This is a genomic window from Kitasatospora sp. NPDC059577, from assembly GCF_042735475.1.
Classification (GTDB): Bacteria; Actinomycetota; Actinomycetes; order Streptomycetales; family Streptomycetaceae; genus Kitasatospora.
In genome coordinates, this window is record NZ_JBHWBZ010000131.1 from 1,608 (window position 1) to 3,582 (window position 1,975).

The window sequence follows — 1,975 nt, forward strand, 5'->3', positions numbered from 1 at the left end:
TGTCACCCGCGCGGCGCGTCCCCCCCCCACACACACTCCTCAAAACACGCGCGGGGGGCGCGGGGGGGGGGGGGGGGGGCGCCCCCCCGCGCCCCCCCCCCCCCGCCAGCCTCTGTTCACATCGGAGAACCACGTGAAACTGATCGATGCACTGGCCGGCCTCGACCACACGACCCTGCAGGGGGACCCGCAGGTCGACATCACCGGCGGCATCACCACCGACTCGCGTAGCGCCGGACCGGGCCGGCTGTTCATCGCCCTGCCCGGCCGCCGGACCGATGGCCACCAACACCTCGGCCAGGCCGTCGCGAACGGGGCGTCCGCTCTCCTGGTCGACCGGGCGGACCTCGAACTGCCGCCCGGCGTCTGCGCGGTCCGCGTTGCCGACACCTGGGAAGCCGCCGCAGCCGTCGCCTCCCGCTACTTCGGCGAACCCGGCCGTGAACTGGACGTGGTCGCGATCACCGGGACCAACGGGAAGACCTCGGTCGCGTTCGCGATCGAGGCCCTCCTGCACGCCGCCACGGGCACGCGCGTCGGGGTGATCGGCACCGGAGGCCACCGGATCGGCGACGAACCGGTCGACATCGCCACCACCACCCCGACCACCCCCCAGGCCGTCGACCTCCAGCACCTGCTTCGCGAGATGCGTGAGCGCGGCGCCGGCACCGTCGTCATGGAGGCGTCCTCCATGGCCCTGGCCCAGCACCGGGTGGCACACACCTTCACTGACGTCGGCGTGTTCACCAACCTCACTCCGGACCACCTGGACGACCACGGCAGCATGGCCGCGTACAAGGACGCCAAGCTCAGGCTCTTCCGCGGCATCGCACGCTCCGCGGTGGTCAACACGGACGACCCGGTGGGCCGTGAGATCGCCGCCGTGACGGCCGGCGCCGTCACGTACGGACTCGACGACCCGGCCGCCGACTACCGCGCGACGGACGTGACCGTCACGGCCGACGGCACGTCGTTCACCCTCCACCACGCCGGCCTGGAGCACCCCGTGAAGTTGCCCGTCCCCGGTCGTTTCGCCGTCGCCAACGCCCTGGCGGCCGTGGCGACCTGTGCCGTCCTGGGACACGACCCCGCATCCCTGGCCCGCGCCCTCGACGGCCTACCCACGGCCCCGGGAAGGTTCCAGACTCTCCGGACCCGCCGCGGCGCGACCGTCATCGTGGACTACGCACACTCCCCCGACGCGCTGGAGAGCGTCCTGTCCACCGTCCGGGGGTTCGCAACCAGTCGTGTGATCACGGTCTTCGGCTGCGGTGGTGACCGGGACCCAGGCAAGCGAGCGCCGATGGGCGAGATCGCCGGACGCTACTCGGATCTGTGCGTCCTCACCTCGGACAACCCACGCAGCGAGAACCCCGAGGAGATCATCGACCAGATCACCCGGGGGATCATCCCTACCGGTACCCCCTTCGACCGGATCACCGATCGCAGGCAGGCCATCGGACACGCCCTGGCTACAGCCTCGCACGGAGACATCGTCCTGATCGCGGGGAAGGGATCGGAGAGCTACCAGATCATCGGGACCCAGACCCTACCGTTCGACGACATCGAGGCCGTGCGCGAACTGGACCGCTGAGCCATACCCACTGCCCTGGCGATGGATGTCTTCGGGCCGGTCCCCACCATCATGCAGGCCGACGTCTGCAACGGCACGGCCCAAGTGCGCCACTGCTGCACAGCCGGGGGTGGAAACGCCGTTCCCCCCACCGCCTGTACCCGTTGTCGCCTGCTGCTGCTGTGCAGCTGGTGGGGGGCTTTCTGCAGCCTTTGTCGGATCGGCTTGTCGGGTGCGTGGTGTCGTGTCCGGGTCTTGTCAGTGGTGAAGAGGGGTCCTGGTGGGTGTCCGGGTGGTGTGACCTGGTTTGTCGGATGGGTTGGTGGTTCCCCTTTCCGGCTCGGGCAGCCTGCGCCGGGCGTGCTGGGGGGCGCAACCGGGCGGCTTTTCCCGGGCGGCGAA

1 protein-coding gene is annotated in these 1,975 nt (G+C 70.6%); it reads left to right on the top strand.

Annotated features, from left to right (window positions below; all coding sequences use genetic code 11):
* Nucleotides 1-133: 133 nt before the first annotated feature.
* On the top strand, nucleotides 134-1,594 hold the full coding sequence (locus ACFV0O_RS41285) for a UDP-N-acetylmuramoyl-L-alanyl-D-glutamate--2,6-diaminopimelate ligase (protein ID WP_380350173.1): 1,461 nt from the start codon (nucleotides 134-136) through the stop codon (nucleotides 1,592-1,594).
* Nucleotides 1,595-1,975: the final 381 nt, after the last annotated feature.